General features: G+C 43.3%; 3 protein-coding genes and 2 pseudogenes. All 5 read right to left on the reverse strand.

Annotated elements, in window-relative coordinates:
• The coding region (locus ACYTXL_RS28265) for a YjbQ family protein (RefSeq protein WP_461927538.1) at positions 1 to 303 on the reverse strand (303 nt) is incomplete at its 3' end.
• Between the two features lie 195 nt (positions 304 to 498).
• Positions 499 to 1,713, reverse strand: coding sequence for a pyridoxal phosphate-dependent aminotransferase (locus tag ACYTXL_RS28270; RefSeq protein WP_461927539.1), 1,215 nt, complete (start codon positions 1,711 to 1,713; stop codon positions 499 to 501).
• A 506-nt stretch (positions 1,714 to 2,219) separates the two neighbouring features.
• Complete coding sequence (locus ACYTXL_RS28275) at positions 2,220 to 2,438, reverse strand: hypothetical protein (protein ID WP_334791394.1); 219 nt, start codon at positions 2,436 to 2,438, stop codon at positions 2,220 to 2,222.
• A 179-nt stretch (positions 2,439 to 2,617) separates the two neighbouring features.
• Positions 2,618 to 3,515, reverse strand: a pseudogene (locus tag ACYTXL_RS28280) (tetratricopeptide repeat protein); the annotation flags it as partial.
• A 64-nt stretch (positions 3,516 to 3,579) separates the two neighbouring features.
• Positions 3,580 to 3,914, reverse strand: a pseudogene (locus tag ACYTXL_RS28285) (hypothetical protein); the annotation flags it as partial.
• Between the last annotated feature and the right edge of the window lie 129 nt (positions 3,915 to 4,043).

The raw sequence follows: 4,043 nt of genomic DNA on the forward strand, positions 1-4,043 counted from the left end.
TGCCATTAAGTGAGAGTGAGCATTAATCGGCTCATTTTCCGGGACATCTCTTAAATGCAAGTCATTATGCAAGTAACAGTCTGATTCCGGTGCTAATTTTTGCAAGAACACTTTTATATCTTCTAACAATCTGACTTCATTTTCGTTAATAGCTAAAGCTGTGGTTGTGTGTCGAGAAAATATTAAAACTTGTCCATTTTTAATTGATGTTGAAGCAAGAAAATCTTTTATTTGTGGTGTGATATTATGAATATTAATTTTTGGCTCAGTTTTAATTTCAATTAACTTATTAATAATTGGCATCTGTTCAATTTTCTATTTGGGATTGCAAAGGAGGTACGCCAACACAGTCTAACGCCCTGATAAATTAAATATCAACTCCAAACTCCTGTACAGACGCGATCAATCGCGTCTCTACTCCAAACTCCTGTACAGACGCGATCAATCGCGTCTCTACTCCTAACTCCTGTACAGAGGCGATTAATCGCGTCTCTACTCCTAACTCCTAACTATATTTTGTAAACCTTGCACTAATCTTTGTATACCTTCTTTTGCCGTCTCTTTTTGCAGCGCACCATAGGCAACGCGTAGGTAACATCCATCATCCATGCCAAAGGTTGTACCTGGAATGACTGCTACTTTATGTTCCTGGATTAGTCTTTTAACTAACTCAAAAGCATCCATCTGGGTATTAACTTTGAGAAAAAAATAGAAAGCGCCATTGGCGGGTATAATGCTACATAAACCTTGTAGGCGGTTAAGGGAGTCGAGTACTACTTGCCGCACTTGAGCGATGCCTACGGCGGGCTGCGCCAACGCTCCTATATTACTCTTCAAATACTCCTCTTTTGCCTGCAATGCCCCTAAAGCTGCATATTGAGAAATGACTGGCGGACAAATCAAAATCGTATCCTGCACTTTTTTGACAGCGACAAGTAAATGTTTGGGAATCACCATGTAACCAATGCGCCAACTGGCAAAACCGTATGCTTTGGAAAGGCTAAAGAGAGAAATAGTGTACTCGCTACTATTCCCAAATGCACCAGGGGAAATGTGTTTTACCCCGTTATAGGTAAAGTATTCATAAGCTTCATCGCTGATGTGGTAAATGCTGCGATCGCCTTCGCCACAGCTTCGCTGAACACCACAAATTTGATTTACTTGGCGCAATGCTGCTTCTGAATAGACAACTCCAGTCGGATTATTTGGTGAAATTGTGACTACAGCCCGTGTTTTGGGTGTAATTGCTTGAGCGATCGCTTCTGGGCGCAGTTGGTAATTTTCATCCGTCGCCACTAACACCGCACGACAACCAGCCATTGCGATCGCCATTTCGTGGTTGAAATAGTACGGCGTATTCAGAATAATTTCATCGCCTGGGTTAGTGATCGCAAGAATGGCATTCATAAATCCCATATTGCTCCCTGCTGTCACAACGATGCAGTTTTCCCCATTGATTTCAATGCCGTTGAAGGCTGACAATTTTCCTGCAAGTGCTGTCAGCAACGGGGGAATTCCCTCAACTGATTTGTATAAATTATTAGCGGGTTCCGCGAAGAATTTGGCTAAAAATTCTCTGGCTTCTGGTGGTGGGTTGTAAGAAACAACACCTTGTCCTAAAGAGATTGTTCCAGGAGAGTTTTTAATCAGTTCCCCAACCACAGAAATAATTGGCGACTGTACCCCCTGCATACGAGAGGTTAGAGATTCCATATTTCCTTAAGTGATCATTGTAAGCCTACACTGACCTTTCCTGCGGAACGCTACCGCGAACGGTACAGTGTAGGTATTTTACCCAAATTTTGGGTAAAAGCCCCGTCCTAGAAGGACGGCTTGAAGTGGTAAAATAATCTCAACAGGAAGGGTAATCAACCTGTCTAAAAACCCGGTTGCTGCCTAAACCGCAGACACTGAACCTTGATAATTGAATCTATGGGGTTCTGCTGCATTGTTCTAGTTTTCTCCTGGCAGCAGGTAAAAGATTCACAAGAACTAGACGAATCAGTTTTTGAAGCATATTTGTTTCAAGCTAAAAAGGACTTGCAGTTATGCAACTAGGGTAGGGCATACCCGAAGTAACGCTTGGGGAGAATCCCACCTCTGGATTAGACGACGCAAGGAATCTAATTTAAGTGGTTTCGTTGAGCCAAGAATCCCCGTGCCTTCATGCCGGGGAGTGTCAACAAAATGATTAACCGGATTTGCGATCGCCCCAAAATTTAGTCAATCGAAATCTGTTGAGGCCCAGTGGCTTTGCCATTATGTGCGTCTGTTGTGGTGCTGGTGTAATTATTTGAGCGGATCTGTTGATCCAGCCAGCCTTTAACAGGATCGTCTGCCAGATTGAGCCGAAGGACACCAGAGAATAACCCACCCACAAATGAGACTGGATGCTGGATAAATTCTCTGAATAGAGGTGACAATTCATCAATGAACATTAAGAGACTCCTGGCGATGCCATAAAAAATTATTACTTCTTAATTGATCGTAACCTGTTGAGCAATATCTGGCTGACGGTAACACAAAATACAGTTAACTGGGATTAAAAGGGCGAATTGTATTCGCCCTGATTATAAGTTGACACCAATGAGCAATACTGTGCCCCTGCTGCATCTAACTACAGAGAATCTCTAAACTGCTGTACTTTTTCCAGGAGTCGGTGATGTTCGATTTGTTCTGCTAACTTTTAGGCATTTTGATAGCACGATCGCGCCATTTTTTTGCGTTTTGTTGTGGCGTAAAGGTTTCCCATATTTAGCAAAGTTGAAATTTCTCCGAGGCAATCGTCTAGTTGTTGATAAATCGCAATGGCTTGTTTGTAGAACTTTATTGCCTGCCGATTCTCTGCTAGGGTGCTGTAGGTAAAACCAATGTTGTGAAGGGTTGTTGCTTCACCAGAGCAATCGCTGATTGCTCGACGTGTCAAAAGAACTTGAGAGTAGAGCAATAGCGCTTGTTTCGGTTTTCCTAAATCACTAGAGATTGAGGCAATATTATTCAAAGTGGTTGCTTCACCGACCAAATATCTTGAGAGCTCGTTGAATTGGAAGTGCTGCCTGAAAAAATTCTAGAGCTTGCTCAAACTTGCCTAAGACATTGTAAGCAAACCCAATGCCATTTAGTGTTGTTGCCTCACCAGAAAAGTCACCTAACAATCGCCGCATCTGCAAAATTTGGTGTTGTAGCAACAGTGCCCGTTTCGGTTCTCCTAAGCGCGTATAAATTAGCGCTACATCATTAAGAGTAGAAACTTCACTTTCAGTATCTTGCGATCGCCTAAAGATTGGCAGTGCTTTGTCAAAATATTCTAACGCTTGCGAAAAGCGTCCAAGACGGCTGTAGGTAGAACCCAGATTGCTAAGTGCAGTTGCTTGTGCTGGCGCGTTGCCAATTTCAACAGCAACCGAAAGCGCCTGATGAAAGCGCTCTAATGCTCTTTGAAGTTGCCAACAACTTAGGTAAGCTAAACCGAGATCATTTAATGTATAACCTTCCCTGGCTCGGTCTGGAATTGCTATAGTACCGCTTGGCGGAAATAAACAGACCATTAAGGCTGACTTTTCGTGTTAAGTCTAAGAACGCAAGCTGCCAAACCTCACACAGATCGTGCAATTTTAACCAGCCTCGCCACAGTACCTGGATAGCAATGTCGGTATTACGTCGATGTTCCAGAAAACCACCGCGCACGAGCGATATCTAGCGACAAGCCGCTCCGCGTCTACGCTCCCACAGCCCCCGACTTCAAAATTTTGTGATATTCCCCGACTCGCCAACGATCTTGATACCAGCGTAAAATCGTGGCAGCCATCTGGGTGTCGGCGACTACTTCTGTAGTAAGCAACATCCACTTCTTCGGAGTTTCACATAGGTGGGCAATCCACTTCTGTGGCATAAACTGCATATACAAATAGAGGGTCACGATTGGGAAAAATCACACCATTAAGGGACTTCTAAACAATAAAATATAGAAAAAGCCTACATATAAGAATTATAATTATTCTCATACGTAGGGGGTGGGGAAGGGGCAGCCGACGGTTGCCCCT

Source organism: Nostoc sp., assembly GCF_054880495.1.

Excerpts from the sequence above, each read along its gene's own strand:
- ACYTXL_RS28275 (WP_334791394.1), bottom strand. The coding sequence starts at position 2,438 with ATGTTCATTGATGAATTGTCACCTCTATTCAGAGAATTTATCCAGCAT.
- ACYTXL_RS28270 (WP_461927539.1), bottom strand. The coding sequence starts at position 1,713 with ATGGAATCTCTAACCTCTCGTATGCAGGGGGTACAGTCGCCAATTATT.